Consider the following 18414-nt stretch of genomic DNA (forward strand, 5'->3'; position numbering starts at 1 on the left):
TTTTAAGGATTCAAAAGTTAAAATTACAAAAAGGATAAAAATGTGTTGTTTTGGTGTTAGGGTTTTTTTGCTATTTTTTATAACTATTATGAGTTTTGTATCACATAAATTTTATAATCAAATTCCAGTAATTGGATACTATTTTATATTTGCAAATATAGTTTCTATGATTATTTTTTCACTATTTTTTAACAATAAACTTCCGACATTTGTAAAAAAAGGTGCCGTTCACTACTTTTCACTTATAGGTGGTGTTATTGGTTCGTTTTTAAGTATGATTTATTTTAAACAAATTTCAAAAAATAGTTTTTTCTTTATAGAGTGTTTTTTGCTTACATTTTGGATAGTCCTTATAACCTTAACTGTAAAAAATTTAAATAATATAAATTTATTTTTAAATGGATTTTTATCATGATAGACAAAAAAATAATCAATTTTTTAAACTCTCAACATCTATGTAGTATTAGTGTAGTTTTAAAAGATGGCACCCCGCACTCATTTTCTGCATTTTATGCATTTGATGAAAAAACAAACACTATAATCATAGCCAGCAATGATGACACATCTCATATACAAGCATTAAATTTTCAAGATATAGTATCTGGAACAATGGCAAAAAACACACTCGTTGTAGCAAAGATACAGGGGATTCAGTTTAAGGGAAAGATGAGTTTTACTAACGATAAAAATGATATATACTTTAAAAAATTTCAATATGCAAAAATACTAAATCCAAAGCTATGGCAGATAAAACTATCTTGGATAAAATATACAGACAATACACTTGGTTTTGGGAAAAAAATTATCTGGCAAGATGAAAATTAAGGCTTTTTAAAAGCCTTAATAATAAATTTTAGTTTCTTTCTTCATACTCTTTAAATCCAAACTCCCTTACAACAACAGCTTCTTTATCTTCACGCAAATATACCAAATCAGGTAATTTTACCCCATTAAATGTTGTGTTTTTTACTATTGTGTAATGGATTTGATCTTCAAAAATAACCCTATCCCCTACTTTTATCTCTTCATCAAAATTATAATCAGGCTCTTGCACACTAAGACCGACTATATCACCAGCCAAACAAGTATTTGCACCAAAACGATAACTAAACTTACCGTTTTTACTCTCACCTCTTATAGCTGGTCTATAAGGCATTAAAATAGTATCTGGCATATGGGCTTCAGCTGAAACATCTAAGATAGCTATGTTTTTTTCATTTTTTACTATATCAAGCACACTAGCTACCAAATATCCACACTGCCAACCAACAGCTTCGCCTGGTTCTAATATAACCTCAACATCATATTTTTCTTTGAAATTTTTAATTAGTTTTATCAAAAGTTCTACATTATAATCTTTTCTTGTTATATGATGTCCTCCGCCAAAATTTATCCACTTCATTTTACTTATATATTTGCCAAATTTTTCTTCAAAATCAGCCAAAACAAATTCCAAACTCTCAGCACTCTCTTCACATAAAGCATGAAAATGCAATCCACTTATACCATCAAGTAAATCTTCTTTGAAATTTGCCCTTGTTATACCAAGACGACTATATCTAGCACAAGGATTATAAGCATCAACTGGAGAGGCTGAACTTTCCGGGTTTATCCTAAGACCACACTCTACATTTGAGCTTAAAGCCTTATCTTTAAATTTTTGCCACTGAGCAAAGCTATTAAAAATAATATGGTCTGAAATTTGTAAAATTTCATCTATATCATCATCTTTAAATGCTGGAGAATAAGTGCAAATTTTACCACTTAGATATTTTTTTGCAAACTTTGCCTCGTATAGTCCACTAGCGGTTGCGCCATCAAGATAACTATCTACCAAATCCATAGCCCCACTAAATGCAAACCCCTTTAAAGCAACCAATACCTTAGCTCCGCTTTGTTCTTTTACATATTTTAAAAGTTCTAAATTTTTGCGTAGTTTAGCTTCCTCACATACATAAGCTGGAGTTTTTATTTCATTTTCTTTCATATTTTATACCTTTTATTTTTTAGTGATTATATAAAAATTTTCTTACTTTTTGCTACAATAATAAAAAATCACAAAGGAAAGATATGGTAAAAGTTGAGTTTTTGGGACCTATAAATAAACCAAGTTTAGAATTAGATGTAAAAAATTTAAAAGAATTAAAAGAGATTTTAAACAAAGATGAAGAGCTAAAAGTTTGGCTAAAAGAGTGTGGTGTTGCAGTAAATGATGAGATAGTAACAAACTTAGATACAGAGCTTAAAAATGGCGATAAAGTAGTGCTTTTAGCCCCTGTATGTGGTGGGTGAGGTAAAAAATGGAACTTTATAATGGCTCATTAGATATATGCGAAATTCAAAATCGTTGGTATAAACAAAGCACTCAAAAAAATTGTGGTGCATTAATAACATTTGTTGGCATAGTAAGACAAGAAGATGGCATAGAGGCTTTAAGCTTTGATATATACGAACCAATATTAAAAAAATGGCTTGAAAAGTGGGAAGATATAGCAAAACAACAAAATGCTAGTGTCTTTTTTGCCCACTCAAAAGGCGATGTAAAAGTAAGTGAAAGCTCATATATAGCTGGTGTTTTAAGTCCTCAAAGAAAAGTTGCATTAAAGCTTATAAATGACTTTGTTGAAGACTTTAAAGCAAATGCCCCTATATGGAAATACGATGTCGTAAAAGGCGAAAGAATATATGCAAAACAAAGAAGTCATCCCGTTTTGGGTGCTGGAATTTTAGGAGATTAGATGGAATTTATGAGTTATGAAGATAGTTTAAAAATCTTAAAAGATAGTATCGTTAAGTGGGATAGAGTAGAAAAAGTAGCTATCACACAAGCCTTAGATAGACACATAGCAATAGATATTATCGCGAAAGACAACTACCCAAAACATCAGACCTCAGCTATGGATGGATATGCTTTTAAATTTCAAGAAGATATCAAAGAACTTGAGCTTTTGGCTGATTTACCAGCTGGAAGCAACAATACAATCACCATAAAAAATAACGAATGCATAAAAACATTTACAGGATCATTGATAACCCAAGGTGCGGATACACTAATTCCTATAGAAAATGTAAAGGTTGAAGGTAAAAAAGTAAGGATAATAAATCCAGTAAAAAAAGGCTTTGCTATACGAAAGATAGGAGAAAGCTATAAAAAAGATGAGATACTAATAAAAAAAGGAACAAAGCTAGGATATGCCGATATAGCACTTTTGGCTGAGCTTGGAGTATTTCATGTTAGTGTATTTGTAAAGCCAAAAGTTGCTGTTTTAGCAACTGGAAGCGAGATAAAAGACTTAGGCGAACAGCTTGAAAACGAAGCACAAATTTATAGCTCTAACCACATAGGTATAGCTATGATGGTTAATAAAATGGGTGCTGATACAATGATATGTGAAATAGTAAAAGATGAACCCGAACTTGTAAAAAACTCCATAATTAATGCACTAAAATCAGCTGATATACTAATAACAACTGGTGGTGTTAGTGTTGGGGATTATGATTTTGTAAAGACTGCATTAAAAGATGAGTTTGATGTGATAATAAATGGTGCTTTTATAAAGCCTGGAAGACATATAAAAATAGCAAAAAACAAAGAAAAATATATATTTGCATTACCTGGTTTTCCGTATTCGGCTATGGTAATGTGTGTGCTATATGTAAGAGTGCTTTTAAACTCTTGGTTTTTACAAGATGAGCCTTACATTAAGGCTATAATGGATGAAACTTATGACAAGAGATCTCCGTTTTTGGAGTTTACGGCTGTAAATTTAGAATACAAAAACGGCAATGTATACGCAAACCTAAATGGCAAAAAATTTGGAAGTTCGGCCATAGTAAATAACCTATCAAATAAAGCAGCTTTGCTGGTTGTACCAAAAGATACAAAAACGATACAAAAAGGCGAAATAGTAGATATACTACTAATGGTATAATCTTAGTGTCTAGCAAACTAGACACTTTTTTGTAAAAATTAAGTTCATATTTCTAACTAACATTAAATTTTATAAAATAAAAAAATATGCTAAAATTAAAATATATCAAACAACAAAAGAGATAAATATGAGTGGTAAAAAAGAATTTATACCAAATAAGTTACCTATCAAGATAAGTATGTCAGATAATTTATACAAAGCATTAAATACTGCTTCAAGAAGTTTAGGAGAGCTAAACGGTTTCATAAAGACTATACCAAATCAAAATATACTTATAAACTCACTTGTATTACAAGAAGCAAAAGATTCAAGTGAGATAGAAAATATAATAACAACTCACGATGATATATTTATAGCTCAAATAAATGATGATAAAATAGCTCGAAACACAAAAGAGGTAATAAACTATGAAAAGGCATTAAAATTAGGTTTTGAGTTAATACAAAAAGATAAACTACTATTAAATCGCCATATATTAAGCATACAAAAAATACTACAATCAAATAACGCAGGTTTTAGAACCCAAAGTGGAACAATTTTAAAAAATCCAGCCACGGGAGAAATTAAGCATATACCACCACAACATATAGATAATATAAATGAACTTATGGATAATTTGCAAAACTATATAAATGATGACTTAGATGACCTTGACCCATTGATAAGAATTGCCATAATACACTATCAGTTTGAAACCATACATCCATTTTATGATGGCAACGGAAGAACCGGCAGGATAATAAATGTATTATATCTAACAAAAATGGGGCTTTTAGATCTGCCAATTTTATACCTAAGTGCTTATATCATACAAAATAAAACCAAATACTATGAGCTTTTAGAAAATGTTAGTAAGTATAATAATTGGGAAGATTGGATTTTATATGTTTTAGTAGGTATAAACAAAACATCTATAGCAACAATAAAGCTTATAAGAGATATAGAATTATCAATTAAAAATTTCACATCTATATTAAAAGAAGAAGCACCAAAGATTTATAGCAAAGATTTTGTCGAACTTTTATTTTCATTCGCTTATACTAAAATTCAATCAGTAGAAGAAAAGTTAAACATAAGTAGACAAACTGCATCAAAATATCTCAAAACTTGTGAAGAACTAGGTCTTTTAAAATGTATCAAATTAAACAATATGAGTTATTATGTAAATTTATCTTTATTTGAAATTCTTAAAAAGGGCATAGTATGTTAAAATTTATTGATTTTTTTAACATACAGATATATCTTTGTTAAAATTTATTGATTTTTTTAACAAAAGCTATTTTGCAGACTTTACACACAAAGTTTACAAAATCAATCAACATTTAAAACAGTTGTATATCTTTAAATTTATATACTTTTTAGTAAAATCCAAAAAAATATTATCAAAAGGATAAAATTTGCAAGCACTAGCATTAAAATATCGTCCAAAAAATTTCAGTGAGCTTATAGGACAAGAAGCTGTAAGCAAAAGTCTAACTTATGCTTTAAAAGATCAAAGAATAAGCCACGCTTATCTGTTTTCAGGACTTAGAGGAAGTGGAAAAACTTCAAGTGCTAGGATATTTTCAAAAGCTTTGGTTTGTGAACAAGGGCCAACTCCAACACCTTGCGAAGAGTGTGCGCACTGCAAAATGGCAAATGAATCAAGGCATATGGACATAATAGAAATAGATGCTGCAAGTCATAGAAAAATAGATGATATAAGAGAGCTTATAGAGCAAACAAAATACAACCCTGCATCTGCAAGATATAAAATTTTTATCATAGATGAGGTTCATATGCTAACAAAAGAGGCATTTAATGCCCTGCTTAAAACACTTGAAGAGCCACCTCCTTATGTTAAATTTATCCTTGCGACCACAGATCCATTAAAACTACCAGCAACTATTTTATCAAGAACTCAACATTTTAGATTTAAACAGATAAACAAATATGCTATTCAAAAACATCTTGAATACATACTATCAAATGAAAATATAAGCTATGAAAAAGAGGCGATTGAAATTTTAGCTCGTAGTGGATCAGGCTCTTTAAGAGATACTCTAACGCTACTTGATCAAGCCATAATCTATAGCAATAACAAAATAACACAAGATAGTGTTGTTGAGATGCTTGGACTTCTTGAACCACAAAGGATAGAAGAGATATACAATATAGTTTTAAGTTCTGATAAAAACAGACTAAAAGAGCTTATAATGGAGCTTGAATCATACGAAGCTGAGATGATTATAGATGAGCTTATAACAAACCTAAAAGGCAAGTTTTTAAACAACGACCCTAGATTTTCACTACTTGTTTATGAGAGATTTTTTAGAATTTTTGCACAAGCTAAAGGTATGCTAAATACAACAAATGACAATAACTTTGTATTAAGTATAATGCTTTTTATGATGATAGAAGCATTAAATTTACAAACCATAGATGAAGCTATAAGCACACAAAAACAACAAACACAACAACCTATAATACAAACTCAAACAATACAGGAAATAAAACCTGAAAATATCAAAAAAGAAGAAAAACCAAAAGATGTCTATACTGTATTTTTAGAAAAAATTTATTATAGGGATTTTGATCTTGGAGAGTGTTTATCAAAAAATACAAAATTTGTTAGTTATGAAAACAATGTCCTTAGTATAACATCAAGTGCTAGCGGAAATGATCAAATGCTTTTAAGAAATAGCTCAAAGATAATAATGCAAATTTTAAAAGCAAATTTTGGAGAAAAAGCAACCATAAAAATAGTTCCAACATCAAAAGAAGCTATCAAAGAAGATGTAGAAATTCAAAAAGTGCAAGATACAAAGCAAGAAGTAGAAAAAAATAATAATCTATCAAGCTTATTAGATGAAGAGCTAGCAAGACTAGATGTAAAAGAACAAGTGCCTATAAAGATAGCTCAAAAATCAGAAACAAAACTAAGTATACAAGATGAAATTCTAAGCCTAAATGCAAACAAAACAAAAGAGGAACTTGAAAGAAATAGACAAGAAAATCTTATCAGAGAGGCAAAAAGGCTATTTGGCGAACCAGAAATTTCAAAAATACAATAAAATCAAAAAAATAACTTTATACAAATAATAGTCGCTATAATGCCAATAAAAAAGCTTATAGCACTATAAGTTATAAGTTGATTTTTGTGTATTCTTTTTGTTTTTTCCATCTGCTTTTCGTGATGTTTTTTTACCCCTTCAAATGTTAGATTCATTATCTTTTCATTTGTTTTGGTTAGTTTTTCTGTAAATTCCTTAACCTGTTCGTTATTTATGTATTGCATAGTTTTTATAGTAGTTTCGGCTAATTTTTCATAGTCATTTGACTCCTGCCAAATCTCAACTAAGTCATTGTTTTCTATAGCTTGTTTTAGCTTTATAGTATCATCTTGCAACTCATTATTTTGTAAAGAAACTACTTCATTGCTCATATTATTCTCCTAACAAAGATATTTTACCTATGCTTTGAGTAAATTTTACCTTTTGCAGCTCACTAAGATTGTATTTTATCAAACCCTTAGGGCTAATTATTACGATGGTAGAACCAAGCTCAAAATTTCCTATCTTATCACCTTTTTTGATAACCAAATCATCATATTTATATATATTTACATCATTTGCTTTTGCATTTGTTTTTATCCTACTATCAAAGACAAAATTCATCTTTCCAACATTTAAAGCACCTACAAATACAAGCCAAATTTTATGGGTATTTTCTATCTCGCATTCAAGTATCACACGTTCATTTTTTGTATAAAGACTGCTTATTTTTTTTAGTTTGCTTATGGCTACACTATATAATCTACCAGGAACATATATAGCTTTTTTTACCTTTATATCAAATGGCGAATGATAATGATGATAATCACTCGGACTAAGATAAAGATTTAAAAAATCATACCCTTTTTGCATATCATCATCACTTATAGCATTCCAAAGCAACTCACTTACACTATATTGCATTCCTTTTACACTAAATGCAAGATCGCCTACGCTACTACCACAACTAAGACAAGTGCCATCACAAGGGCTTATAAATGAGCTTTTATCACTATCGATATCTCTTGGCTTTATAAACTCTCTTGTAAAAAGCTTATTTAAGCTCTCGTAAGTGTCAGGATTCCAAAACTCACTCATATCTATCTTAAAATAGCTTACATACCATCTATTTATCATCTTTTGTATGACTTTTGGAAATTTACAACCAAAAATCGCACCAAATAAATTTGAAATCATCTTATCAAGCATTACTATCTCCATATAAATTTAATACAGCTATCTCACTTTGTGCCAAAATCCTAACAGGTGGACCCCAAAAACCGGCACCAGAGCTAACATATATCTGCATTTTATCATTATGTTGATAAAGACCATATAAATAAGGCTGTTGCAATAGTACAAGAAGTCCAAAAGGAAAAATTTGTCCAGCATGTGTATGTCCACTTAGCACAAGGTCTACATCTTTATCCATATACTCAACAAATTTTGGCTGATGAGACAACAACACAACTGGTTTATCATCATTTACGCCAGACAATGCTTGTTTTAAATCAGGCTTTAGATAATCAAATCTATATCCACTAACATCATAAACACCGCACACATTTATATCATCTAACTCTATACAATCATTTCTTAACACATTAACCCCAAGGCCTTCTATCTTTGCTAAAATCGCATCTACCCCGTGATAATACTCGTGATTTCCTGGCACATAAAACACACCGTATTTACTCTTTATGTCTTTTAACGGGTCTAAAAAATCCCCTATTTCATCGGCTTTCATATCCACCAAATCCCCAGATATAGCAACGATATCAGGCTTTGTTTTGTTTATATCATTTACAATACCTGCTAAAAACTCTTTTTGCAAAAAAGTACCTATATGTATATCTGTTATAAGGGCTATTTTTATATCTTTTTTTAGATTTTTTATCTTGATATTTTTCTCTTTTATCTTAGGTGGCATTATGGCCGAAAATAGACCTTTTAGGAAAAAGCTAACAAACAATATAACAAATGTTATATCAAGACAGATTTTTACAAACTCTCTTCTTGAACTACTAAATTTTTGCTTATTTAAGATAGTTGAGCCTAGATGATACAAAATGCTTATAGCAAACAAAAACCAAGAAAACGCCAAAAAAGTCGCACTAAATATATAAAAAGATGAGTTAAAAAACACAAATCTTAGCTGAGCTATAAACAAAACTTCAAGGATACAAACAAGTATAAAAAAGATTCTTACACTAAAAATATGATTTTTTAAAAAAGCTATCTTTGAAACAAAAAATTTATAAGAATAAAAGTTCATAAAGCACATAGCTATAAGAAAAATAAGTGTAAAAAACATTTAAATCCTTTTGTAAGTTAATTTTATTTGAATTATTATACAAAACAATTAACCAAAAATATCTTTATATCCGATAAGGTGTTTAAAATTTAGATTAAAACAGTATAATGTTGCTTTTAGTTCATTGGGGTGCTTTTATGGCTGAGATCATACCCGTATAACCTGATTTGGATAATGCCAACGTAGGAAAAAGATAGATTTCATTTTAGCACTTGCATTGACAGTTTAAAGGTTAGTGTTGAAACAGAAATTTAAAAGCTTATTAAATTTTTTATACAGATATAGTATCATATGGTTTGTTTTGCTTATATGGCAAATAATGGCGAGTTTACAGATCATACCTGAGTTTTTATTGCCATCGCCCTACTCTGTCATCAAAGCTTTTATAGATGATTTTAACCTTATAATGTATCACACAAAATACACTCTACTTGAAACATTTATAGGCATAAGTATAGCTATAGTTTTGGCATTTTTACTATCCATACTAATGGATACATTTAAAATTTGCTATGATATTTTATATCCGCCTATAATCATCACGCAAACCATACCAACCATAGCAATAGCCCCACTTTTGATAATATGGCTTGGATATCATATGACACCAAAGATAGTGCTTATAGTGCTTACTGGGTTTTTTCCTATACTTATAGCTTTGATAGATGGATACAGATCAGTAGACAAGGATAGCTTGACACTTTTAAAAAGTATGGGTGCTACAAAGTGGCAAACATACTGGCATGCAAAACTTCCAGCAAGTTTAGGGTATTTTTTCGCTGGGCTTAGGGTCTCAATATCTTATGCCTTGATATCAGCTGTGGTATCTGAGTGGCTTGGTGGTTTTTATGGGCTTGGGGTATATATGACAAGGGTAAGAAAGGCATTTGCACTTGACAAGATGTTTGCAATTATCTTTTTTGTATCTATACTAAGCTTGGTTTTAATGGCGATTATAAACTACATACATAAAAAAGTAGTTAAATACTAAAACAAGGAGAATCAAAATGAAAAAACAGATATTTTTTATACTATCTATGTTGCTATTTGTAGGGCTTAATGCTAATGATGATATGAAAAAACTAACTATCGTCTTAGACTGGGTTCCAAACACAAATCACACAGGTCTTTTTGTCGCAAAAGACAAAGGGTATTTTAAAGATGAGGGTATTGATGTAGATATAGTTCAGCCATCAGAAGATAGCTCATCAACGATAGTTGGATATGGCAGAGCAGAACTTGGGGTTTATTTTCAGCCAAATATGGTAAAAAGACTTCTTAAAAAAACTCCTATAACAGCAGTAGCGGCTATACTTCAACACAACACAGGTGGCATACTAAGCCTACAAGAAAGCAACATACTATCACCAAAAGATATGACAGGTAAAAAATACTCAACTTGGCAAGATCCCATAGATGATGCAACCATAAAATACATAGTAGACAAAGATGGTGGTAATTGGGATAAAATAAGCCTAATACCTGGTGAATCAACAGATGCAACAACAGCTTTAAGGCTTAAAATGTTTGATGCAATACTTGTTTATCAAGGCTGGGACTATATATACTCTAAGGTAAAAAATGTAAAAACAAATTTTTTCTTACTTAAAGACTATGCAAAAGAGTTTGATTACTATGCTCCTGTTATTATAGCAAACAATGATTTTTTAAAAAATAGCCCAGAGGTAGCCAAAAAAGCACTAAATGCTATCAAAAAAGGGTATGAGTTTGCCGCCAAAAATCCAGAACAAGCAGCTGAGGTTTTGATAAAAAATGCACCGGAAGGAGATGCTAATCTTATCAGAGAGAGTCAAAAATTTGTATCAACACAATACATAGCAGATGCAAAATCATGGGGCATAATAGATCCAAAAAGATGGAATGCCTTTTATGAATGGCTATACAATCAAAAGCTTATAAAGGAGCCTTTGACAAACCAAGGCTTTACAAATGAGTTTTTAAAGTAAGTCATGAAACTAAGACTAAAAGAGATATCTCATTCATTTGGCGATACACATATCTTAAAGAATATAAATTTTCATATAAATAAAAATGAAATAGTAAGTATCATAGGTCCAAGCGGATGTGGTAAAAGCACTATCTTTAACATAGCAGCAGGACTTATAAACCCAAGCTTTGGACAAGTCTTGCTTGATGATAAAGACATAACTGGCAAAAGTGGAAATGTGGGCTATATGCTACAAAAAGACCTGCTTTTGCCATTTAAAACAGTCCTTGAAAATGTAGCCCTACCACAGATAATAAAAGGTAAAAGCAAATCAGAAGCTTACAGCAAAGCTATGTCGTATTTTAAAGAATTTGGTCTTGATGGCATGCAAAACGAATATCCAAAAATGCTATCAGGTGGTATGAGACAAAGAGCGGCTTTGCTTAGGACTTATCTTTTTGAAAAAGATCTTATACTACTAGATGAGCCATTTTCGGCACTAGATGCGATGACAAAAGAGAGTATTCACAACTGGTATCTTGATGTAGTAAGAGATATGAAGCTAACCACACTTTTTATCACTCACGACATAGAAGAAGCCATACTCTTATCAGATAGGATTTATATCCTAGATAAAAAACCAGCAAGCTTATCACAAGAGATACTCGTGCCACTTTTAAGACCAAGAGATGCATTAAGTGATGATATTATAAAGATAAAAAGAGAGATAAAAAATAAGTTTTTTAGCATTTAATCATCAAGCACTTTCATAATGCTTGATGATTTTTTAATTATAATCAGTATGTAAACTCAAAATCAAGTTTGAAATTTCTTCCTGGTGCGTTAAATCTATTTATACCAAGACTATCTGTTTTTCTAACCATATTCATAGTTCCAAAAGACCTGATAGATCTAGCTGAGTCCCAAGTGATGTATTTTTCATCCGTGATATTGTATGCACCAAGTCTAAATGTAAGATTTTTCTTAGGTCTTACATAGGCTATCATATCTAAGATATTGTATTTATTACTTAGCCAGTGAGCCGATGAGTCTGTGACTAATTTTCCATTTATATAATCCCTATCATCTGGTGGAGTATTTGGTTTTTCATTTTTCCAAAACATATTATATGTTTCATTTGGTTTTTTAGCTTTCACACTTGTAAGATAAAAGTCCACACCAAAGGTATCATTTGGAGCTGTATAGCCAAAGCTATATATTGATTTTTTAGGTTGTATAGCATTCATAGGAACATTTCCATCTTGTTTTGTAAGTATACTTCCTCTTTGATTTGTAAGCTTATATCCTATATAAAATCCTGATAATTTGCTATATATATCTTCAAAATTTAGCCTAGAGCTTATCTCAAATCCATTAACAGAAGCATCTTGTCTATTTACATTTTGATAGATATCAAAGTCAAGAGAGCTATTGGTTTGAGTACCGTTATTATTTTGATTTCCTTGATTTAATTTCTCTGTTCCTTTGTATTCTAAATCCAAAAAGTCTTTATACTCTGTCTTAAAAATACTCATAGTTAAAAAGCTCATATTTTTATGCAAAGTAAGGGCTATCTCTTTTGTCTTTGCTATCTCAGGTTTTAAATCAACATTTGGCTTTATAGTAAAATCAGGATGTTTAAACGCAAGATAAAGCTCTTCATGAGTAGGCACCCTAAAGCCTTTTGAGTACTTAACCTGAACCCTTACAAACTCTGTTGGATCAAGTGTCGCTGCAAGGGCATAAGAGTTGTTTTTAAACTCTCTAGGCTGAGAAAAATACTCTATATTTTTTTGGGGGTTTGTTTCGTTTTCTTTATCAACAAGTTTATTGTATTCTACATCTTTTAAATAGTTCTTATAAGTTTTATCTTTTTCTTCAAATTCTTTAAGATCTTTATTTAATTCAGCTTCATCAATAACTTTTTTATCAGGAGGACATGTATAAGTATTTTTATTATTTTCTTTACATGATTTAAAATATTTAGGTTTATCCCTAGTTGGTTTATCCCAGCTATTTGCTTCATCTGGTGCTTTCTCCGGTAATTTTCTTTTTGGTTTTAATGGCACAAAAAGACCTTTTACCATATCATCAGCTATTTTTGGTGTTCTTCCTGGTATGTAGTTTGGTCTATACTTCACCCTATCATGTCTAAATCCTATATCTAGTGAAATTTGATCACTAAAATGTATCTCATCTTTTAGATACAAGGCACCCTCATCTGACTCAACAGGTATTAAAAAACTTGTAGGCTTTTCTGTCTTTGGACATTTCAAGGCATTACCTATATCAGTAGACTTTTCTGAGCAGTCACCATCAGAGTCAGCCCACCATTGAGGGTTTTTTGCATTATATCCAGCTTTATTTATCATGCTTTTTTTGGTACTAGCATGAGATAGTCCGTATTGTAGATAATGTTCTAAATTTTTTAGTTCTAAATTTTTTGTAAAATCAAGATTAAATTGCTTGGTATCTGTATTTAGATCTCTTTCTTTCCATTGATTTTCTATAAAACCTGGTTGATTTGGGACAAACACATATAAATCCTCATAAGGAGCTGTTACATCATTACCAAATCCGCCTTTGTATTTATATTCTGCTAATATTTTTTTATATCTTCTATTATCCTTATCTACTTTATCTTCTATTGTAAAATCAAGATTTTTACCATTTTGTGAAATATTTTGCTTTTCTTTTTTTGTCAAATCTACTTCTACTGTTTGTCTTTTTCCTGGAGCATAGTCGCTAGTATCATCTACAACTAGCTTTATCTTTTTATCAGGAGAGTCACAGTCATACAAATCACAATAAAATTTATATTCGCTTAATCTTTTTGTAGCAACAAATTTATTATAAGTGTCTTCTTCTTTGTGATTTTTTACCTTTTTAAGACCATTTTCAGAATGCAAACTTAACTCTTGATCGTCTTTATCTACAGTCTTATTGTCTTTTATGTGAAGGCCTGCATGATTTTGTATATTTTGACAACTTGGTCCCTCGCAAGTCTCATCAGTCCTAGCTCTAGCCTTTATCTTTTGATCTGAGTAAGTGATTTTTATACTATCCCAAAACGGCATTTCACTAAAAACTTCATATGTAGCACTAAAGTTTTTCCTTGTTGTTGTATCATTTGTATATCTTCTATCAGCTATTACTTTATCAATTCCTGCTGTATTTGTAATATTTTTAGGTGTAAGAGTATAAGAAAAATCATGCCCTTTTGAATTAACTTTCCCATTATCATAAGCTATGCTTATCCTTGCATTATCTGCTGGCTGAAAGCCAAACTTAAGCAAGGTACTTTCTTTTTTTATATTGTATGGATCGGCTTTTTCTCTTTCTCTACCTAACACACTATCATCATACTCATCATATCCATAGTTTTTTGTTTCTCTTAGTTTTCTTTTTGTGTTTATCAAAAGTACATCAAACCACTTGTATCTAGCAGCTAAGGTATGAGAACCATATCTTTGAGAGTTTGCTGTTGATAAACCTGTTTTAAATCCATAAAAATAGTCTTTATCTAGCAGATAATCCCTTGCGTCTTTTGTCTCAAACATAACAGAACCACCCAAAGCTCCTGAACCAGTTTTTATAGAGTCAGCTCCTTTGGTGATGGTAGCTTGTTTTAGGGTTTGTATCTCTACACCATTTCTTGTATTGTTAAAGTTACCATATCCTTCAAAGATTTCTTTAAAACCTTGGGAGCTTAATGTCTCTGCTTGATGAAGGCCATCTATGGTTATAGCAACCCTGTTTTCATCAACACCTCTTATAGCATAACCACTAGCACCAAATCTACCTGTCTCTACTACGCTTACTCCGGTTTCATATTTTACTAGATCTCTTGTATCTTGAACTTGTTCTTTTGTAAGTGTTTTAGCACTTTTTACTCTTTCACCTACTTTTTTTTGCATAGGATCGTTATCTGATTCACCAGTAACTGTTACACTATCTAGCTCAATGCTATTACTTTCTTCTATATCAACAGCTTGTAAATTTACGTTTAGACCAAGCATTAATATAGTAATCATAGAAAACCTAAGTTTGTTCATGGATGTCCTTGTTGTAATTATGATATTTATTATTTAATTTCAAGTAGATGATAATAAATATTAATTTAAATACTGGTTAAATTTTAAACAAAAAATCAATTTTTTACTAATTTATGACATAAAATTTTAAATGACTGTAAATTTGGCTTTAAAACTAGATATAAAAACATTAGCTTTTATGTAAAAGTTACTTATTTTTTTGATGCTTAAGATCAACAATCATAAACGCAAAAGAGATAAAAACCAAAATAACAAGCACTAAATAATTTAATCTAAACCAAAATATTTTAGTTACATTTTTAGAATCTTTAGCTAGTATTGCTTTAAATTTTACGCTATTATTTGTAGATATGGTGATTTTATCGCCTTTATAACCACTTAAGCTTATTCTTATCATGTTTACCCCGATATCCTTAACATATCCATCCATAAAAGTTGATTTTTTATAAGAATAACTTGTAAATACATCATTGCAATCACGAGGTTTTATAAAGATATCATAAATTCTATCAGGATATATCTCCAAGATATCTCCATCTTTAATAGAAAAATAATTAAACCGTGGTCTTAAAGTTTTAAAGCTCCACCTAATCTCTTTATCTTTATTGTTTTGAGTATATTTAAAAACAGCCAAATACTCTTTATCAAAATCAAATACTTTTTTTGAAAACAACGCAAATTGATTTTTATTAAATTTATGGTTTATATCATTTTGTTTTGTGATGATAACCGTGTCATCTATCTCTTTATTGTCCCTAAAAATTTTAAAACTTTGCATTTTTATATTTTCAATATTTGGATTAAACTCTATGCTTATAGGATTTCCCATAATCTTACAAGATGGAATCGGATCTGGTATCTCACCACTAAAATAAGCAAGCGCTGGATTTTTATATGGAAATTTAATATACTCTGGACTTTTTGGCATAGTAGCTATTTTAAAGCTATCTTGTTGTATTTTATAAATATTATTTTTATATACATTATCTATATAATAACCACTATTTTTAAAATCACCACCTTTTAAACAGATATTGTTTACATATGAATTACCTATATTATAAACATAAAACTTTTCATCACCAAAAGAAACATTCGCAAAACCTATCTCGTTAAAAGAATAGTTTAAAAAACCAAAACGATGATATATAGCGCTGAGTAAATTATCAATGGAGCTTCTTATATTTATTTGATTGTTTGATATATTTTCTATAACATAGCTTGAGCTATAGCCAGCAAACATAGCCCTTTGCGCTACATCTTCACCAGTAAAACCACTTAGATCTTTTTCTTCATCGTGCATACTTACGCTAATTTTATCTTTATTTTTAAGAAGATAATTGGCATGGTTAGTAGCAGAAATTTCTAAATTTTTATTTATACGAAACCAACCAAGGCCATTATCTTCTTATTGTATTTATATAATCAACACTGTCAAATACATTGTATTCTTTTGGTGCTTTTGCAACTAAAAGTTGCTTGTCTTTTGAATTATAAAAACCTAATATATCAGATACTATATATAAAATCAGAAGAAAAAATATAATAGTAAATTTATATTTTAGGACCGGCTTTAGCGAATTCAATGCCTTCTTTTACATCCTCATATCTTTTAAAATTTTGTTCAAACATAAAAGCTAACTTATCTCTTGAAGCCATATACTCATCTTTATTAGCCCAAGTGTTTATAGGATTTAATAACTTTGTGTCAACTCCATCTAATTGTTTTGGGATAGCAAGATTGAACTTTTCAAAATTTTCAAATTCACAAGATTTTATACTACCGTCAAGAATAGCATTTATGCAAGCTCTTGTGGCTTTTATGCTCATTCTTTTACCAACACCATAAGCACCACCGCTCCAGCCGGTATTTACAAGATAAACACTTACATTATGCTTATCTATCTTCTCACCTAATAGCTTTGCATAGACAGTTGGATGAAGTGGCATAAATGGCTCTCCAAAGCATGCACTAAATGTAGCAACAGGCTCCGTTATACCTCTTTCTGTTCCGGCAACTTTTGCTGTGTAACCACTAAGAAAATAATACATAGCTTGTTCTTTTGTAAGCTTTGAAACTGGAGGTAAAACACCAAATGCATCTGCTGTTAAAAATATTATATTGCTTGGATGACCTGCGCTTAAGCTAGGTTCGTGATTTTTAATATGTTCTATCGGATAGCTTACACGTGTGTTTTCTGTTTTGCTACCATCTGTATAATCAACAACACCATCTTTATCCAATACAACATTTTCTAAAAGTGCATTTCTTTTGATAGCTTCATAAATTTCAGGCTCACTATCTTTGTCTAAATTTATACATTTAGCATAGCAACCGCCCTCAAAATTAAACACACCTTCATCATCCCAACCATGCTCATCATCGCCTATAAGCTTTCTTTTAGGATCTGTTGATAGTGTTGTTTTTCCTGTTCCACTAAGTCCAAAAAACAGAGCTGTATCTCCATCATTGCCTACGTTTGCAGAACAATGCATACTTAGTTTTCCTTCAAGCGGTAACCAATAGTTCATCATAGAAAAAATTCCTTTTTTCATCTCTCCGCCATACCAAGTACCACCAATAACTGCAACATTTTCCTCAACATTAAAGATAACAAATACTTCTGAGTTTAGACCATCTTTTTCCCACTCATCATTTACACATTTGCAAGCATTATAAATAACAAAATCAGGTTTAAAATTTTTAAGCTCTTCTTCATTTGGTCGTATAAACATATTTTTAACAAAATGTGCTTGCCAAGCTACTTCAGTTACAAATCTAACTGATTTTTTACTCTTCTCGCTAGCACCACAAAAAGCATCTTGGACATATATATCTTTACCGCTTAATTGTTTTTTTGCTTTTGATATTAGTTTATCAAAAAGCTCTTTTGTCGTGGGCTGATTTATTTTACCCCAAGATATATATTTATTTGAAGGGTCTTGATTTACAAAATACTTATCTTTTGGGCTTCTACCTGTAAAAATACCTGTATCAACTACAAAAGTTCCATTTTCACTAACAACACCTTCGTTGTTTTTAATCTCATGCTTAAATATATCTTCATAACTTAGATTGTGATAAACACTCTTGATATTTTCCAATCCAAGCTTATTAATATCACTTAACATA

At 30.5% G+C, this 18414-nt stretch carries 18 protein-coding genes and 1 riboswitch; of the genes, 10 read left to right on the top strand and 8 right to left on the bottom strand.

Translation table 11 applies throughout. The annotated features are described in order from the left end of the window. The first annotated feature begins 88 nt into the window (after positions 1 to 88). Together CPIN18021_RS04955 and CPIN18021_RS04960 are read left to right on the top strand one after the other, a co-directional pair. The gene (locus CPIN18021_RS04955; RefSeq protein WP_226995972.1) at positions 89 to 415 is read left to right on the top strand and encodes an L-arabinose ABC transporter; all 327 of its coding nucleotides are present in this window, start codon (positions 89 to 91) and stop codon (positions 413 to 415) included. After that, the gene (locus CPIN18021_RS04960) at positions 412 to 825 is read left to right on the top strand and encodes a pyridoxamine 5'-phosphate oxidase family protein (protein WP_078423413.1); all 414 of its coding nucleotides are present in this window, start codon (positions 412 to 414) and stop codon (positions 823 to 825) included. Before CPIN18021_RS04955 ends, CPIN18021_RS04960 begins: the two co-directional genes overlap by 4 nt. Before the next feature lie 28 nt (positions 826 to 853). Here CPIN18021_RS04960 and nspC read toward each other — a convergent pair whose 3' ends face one another. Further along, positions 854 to 1987 carry a carboxynorspermidine decarboxylase gene (gene nspC, locus CPIN18021_RS04965; protein ID WP_078424555.1) on the bottom strand — a complete coding sequence of 378 codons (1134 nt, stop codon included), beginning with the start codon at positions 1985 to 1987 and terminating at the stop codon, positions 854 to 856. A gap of 83 nt (positions 1988 to 2070) precedes the next feature. Between nspC and CPIN18021_RS04970 the strand changes: the two genes are divergently transcribed. The 5 genes from CPIN18021_RS04970 (at position 2071) to CPIN18021_RS04990 (ending at position 6985) form a co-directional block, all read left to right on the top strand. Continuing rightward, positions 2071 to 2292, top strand: a complete 222-nt coding sequence (locus tag CPIN18021_RS04970) for a MoaD/ThiS family protein (protein WP_078423415.1) — start codon at positions 2071 to 2073, stop codon at positions 2290 to 2292. An 8-nt stretch (positions 2293 to 2300) separates the two neighbouring features. Further along, complete coding sequence (locus CPIN18021_RS04975; RefSeq protein WP_078423416.1) at positions 2301 to 2738, top strand: molybdopterin synthase catalytic subunit; 438 nt, start codon at positions 2301 to 2303, stop codon at positions 2736 to 2738. Beyond that, positions 2739 to 3932 (top strand): molybdopterin molybdotransferase MoeA, encoded by a 1194-nt coding sequence (locus CPIN18021_RS04980; RefSeq protein ID WP_078423417.1) that lies wholly within the window; start codon positions 2739 to 2741, stop codon positions 3930 to 3932. A 127-nt stretch (positions 3933 to 4059) separates the two neighbouring features. Next, positions 4060 to 5142 carry a Fic family protein gene (locus CPIN18021_RS04985; protein ID WP_078423418.1) on the top strand — a complete coding sequence of 361 codons (1083 nt, stop codon included), beginning with the start codon at positions 4060 to 4062 and terminating at the stop codon, positions 5140 to 5142. Positions 5143 to 5329: 187 nt separating this feature from the next. Then, complete coding sequence (locus CPIN18021_RS04990) at positions 5330 to 6985, top strand: DNA polymerase III subunit gamma/tau (RefSeq protein WP_078424556.1); 1656 nt, start codon at positions 5330 to 5332, stop codon at positions 6983 to 6985. Between the two features lie 2 nt (positions 6986 to 6987). On the opposite strand, the gene CPIN18021_RS04995 is transcribed toward CPIN18021_RS04990, so the two are convergent. The 3 genes from CPIN18021_RS04995 to CPIN18021_RS05005 are packed head-to-tail and all read right to left on the bottom strand — an operon-like array spanning position 6988 to position 9278. Then, on the bottom strand, positions 6988 to 7356 hold the full coding sequence (locus tag CPIN18021_RS04995) for a hypothetical protein (protein ID WP_078423420.1): 369 nt from the start codon (positions 7354 to 7356) through the stop codon (positions 6988 to 6990). A 1-nt stretch (position 7357) separates the two neighbouring features. Continuing rightward, a complete protein-coding gene (locus CPIN18021_RS05000) occupies positions 7358 to 8173 on the bottom strand; it encodes a phosphatidylserine decarboxylase (protein WP_078423421.1) in 816 nt (271 codons plus the stop codon). Further along, positions 8166 to 9278, bottom strand: coding sequence for a metallophosphoesterase (locus tag CPIN18021_RS05005; protein ID WP_078424557.1), 1113 nt, complete (start codon positions 9276 to 9278; stop codon positions 8166 to 8168). The genes CPIN18021_RS05000 and CPIN18021_RS05005 overlap by 8 nt, the downstream gene beginning before the upstream one ends. 115 nt (positions 9279 to 9393) lie before the next feature. Then, positions 9394 to 9485, top strand: a riboswitch (TPP riboswitch). Positions 9486 to 9597: 112 nt separating this feature from the next. Here CPIN18021_RS05005 and CPIN18021_RS05010 point away from each other — a divergent pair. Genes CPIN18021_RS05010 through CPIN18021_RS05020 form a run of 3 tightly spaced genes read left to right on the top strand, consistent with a single transcriptional unit; the run spans position 9598 to position 11980 of the window. After that, complete coding sequence (locus tag CPIN18021_RS05010; RefSeq protein WP_078423423.1) at positions 9598 to 10269, top strand: ABC transporter permease; 672 nt, start codon at positions 9598 to 9600, stop codon at positions 10267 to 10269. 16 nt (positions 10270 to 10285) lie between these two features. Further along, positions 10286 to 11245 (top strand): ABC transporter substrate-binding protein, encoded by a 960-nt coding sequence (locus CPIN18021_RS05015; protein WP_078424558.1) that lies wholly within the window; start codon positions 10286 to 10288, stop codon positions 11243 to 11245. A 3-nt stretch (positions 11246 to 11248) separates the two neighbouring features. Next, a complete protein-coding gene (locus tag CPIN18021_RS05020) occupies positions 11249 to 11980 on the top strand; it encodes an ABC transporter ATP-binding protein (RefSeq protein WP_078424559.1) in 732 nt (243 codons plus the stop codon). A gap of 43 nt (positions 11981 to 12023) precedes the next feature. Here CPIN18021_RS05020 and CPIN18021_RS05025 read toward each other — a convergent pair whose 3' ends face one another. The 4 genes from CPIN18021_RS05025 to pckA form a co-directional block, all read right to left on the bottom strand. Continuing rightward, positions 12024 to 15281 (bottom strand): TonB-dependent receptor domain-containing protein, encoded by a 3258-nt coding sequence (locus tag CPIN18021_RS05025; RefSeq protein WP_078424560.1) that lies wholly within the window; start codon positions 15279 to 15281, stop codon positions 12024 to 12026. A 187-nt stretch (positions 15282 to 15468) separates the two neighbouring features. After that, a complete protein-coding gene (locus CPIN18021_RS05030) occupies positions 15469 to 16584 on the bottom strand; it encodes a CAP domain-containing protein (RefSeq protein ID WP_078424561.1) in 1116 nt (371 codons plus the stop codon). A gap of 97 nt (positions 16585 to 16681) precedes the next feature. Next, positions 16682 to 16867, bottom strand: a complete 186-nt coding sequence (locus tag CPIN18021_RS05035) for a hypothetical protein (RefSeq protein ID WP_078424562.1) — start codon at positions 16865 to 16867, stop codon at positions 16682 to 16684. Further along, on the bottom strand, positions 16836 to 18413 hold the full coding sequence (gene pckA, locus CPIN18021_RS05040) for a phosphoenolpyruvate carboxykinase (ATP) (protein WP_078424563.1): 1578 nt from the start codon (positions 18411 to 18413) through the stop codon (positions 16836 to 16838). Before pckA ends, CPIN18021_RS05035 begins: the two co-directional genes overlap by 32 nt. Position 18414: the final 1 nt, after the last annotated feature.

It is taken from the genome of Campylobacter pinnipediorum subsp. caledonicus (assembly GCF_002022005.1).
GTDB lineage: Bacteria > Campylobacterota > Campylobacteria > Campylobacterales > Campylobacteraceae > Campylobacter_A > Campylobacter_A caledonicus.